The organism is Stenotrophomonas sp. HMWF023 (genome assembly GCF_003060985.1).
Lineage (GTDB): Bacteria > Pseudomonadota > Gammaproteobacteria > Xanthomonadales > Xanthomonadaceae > Stenotrophomonas > Stenotrophomonas lactitubi.
The window spans coordinates 1-1,400 of sequence record NZ_QAIJ01000109.1; the positions used below are offsets into that span (position 1 = coordinate 1).

General features: G+C 62.4%; 2 protein-coding genes. Both read left to right on the plus strand.

Translation table 11 applies throughout. From position 1 onward, the window contains the following. Positions 1-126: 126 nt before the first annotated feature. Positions 127-1,008: an XVIPCD domain-containing protein gene (locus DBR20_RS05775; protein WP_108265515.1), complete on the plus strand. Its 882-nt coding sequence runs from the start codon at positions 127-129 to the stop codon at positions 1,006-1,008. A 190-nt stretch (positions 1,009-1,198) separates the two neighbouring features. Further along, a partial coding sequence (locus DBR20_RS05780; RefSeq protein WP_181393024.1) for a cation:proton antiporter occupies positions 1,199-1,400 on the plus strand: 202 nt, incomplete at its 3' end.

Below are 1,400 nucleotides of genomic sequence, written 5' to 3' on the forward strand. Positions count from 1 at the left end.
ATGCTGCGGCGTGACGTGAAGCCCGGCCCTGCAGGTCCAGCCCGTCAGGAAATTCCCTTGATGGCGCCGCGCGTGGTGATGGTGTTCGCCGATGGCGAAGCACAGATTTTTCCATAGGGACATGCCATGAGCGACAAGGTCGTCCTCGGCATCCACAGTCAAGTGGACCCCAATACGCAGGGGTCGTTCAATCAGTTCGTGGACGGCCACGCCTGGATCTCGGTGACGCGAAACGGCCAGACGACGTTCCATGGCCTGTGGCCAGACGACCATCCGCGCGTTGAGGACAATGGCCCACGTTCGGACATCCGCGAAGGCATGGAAGCCCGATCCACACCTTCGGCCTCACGCTTTTACGAATTGACCCGCGAGCAGGTCAAGCGACTTGATCAGGCCCTGGGCGAAAATGTCACCTGGTCATATGGCAATACCTGCGCATCGTGGGCGACCAGTACCGTGAACAACGTTACTGGGCAGTCCCTGGATGCAGGCGAACTGATGTTCACCGATACACCGCGGGAGCTGATCGAGTCCATTCGCAAGGCAGAGCGCCTGCAGCCCACCAGCCCCTCGCAGCCGCAACCGGCAGCCGAACGGCCGGAAACCAGCATCCCATCGCTGAGCGATGCCTCGGAATCACTTCACCAGCAGGCCCTCGCGGGCGTCCATGCACTGGACGCTTCGCTGGGTCGCGCATCCGATGAATCCAGCCAGCGCATGGCGGCCAGTCTCACCCAGCTTGCCCGGACACAGGGTCTGGACCGGATAGACCACGTGGTACTGGGCTTGCCGACGGGCCAGTCCCCTCGGCCGGAGAAAATTTTTGTCGTCCAAGGAGCTTTGGATGACCCGGGCCATCTGCGTGCCCACATCAACATTGAAGCGGCACTTCAGCAACCCGTTGCAGAGTCGCTGCGGCAGATTCACCAGTTGGACAGGCAGTTGGCCACTTCGCCGCAGCAGGCCGAGCCGGCCCTGGAAGAGATCCAGCGCCGGCAGATGGTGTGATTGTCGCTACTCATGGGGCACTCCACAGGTAGACGCCGTCAGGCCCGTCAGGACCTGCCGGCCCTCACCACGCCTTGATACCCCGCCCGTACAAGCTGTCCACGCAACGATGCGATACGCTGACTGGGTTTGCCGTATGTGGCCGTATCGGTGAAAATCGGGGTACCCCCCCTGTTTCCTGCGAGAGCCGATGCACCATGACACCGACCTGATCAACATCGTTGCCGTTGGTCTCGGGCTCGCCTTCATCTTCGGCGCGCTGGCCAACAAGCTGCGCTTGTCTCCTCTGGTCGGTTACCTGGTTGCTGGCATCTGCGTTGGTCCGTTCACCCCGGGCTTCGTCGCCGACCAGGCGTTGGCCAACCAGCTGGCCGAGCTGGGCGTGATGCTGC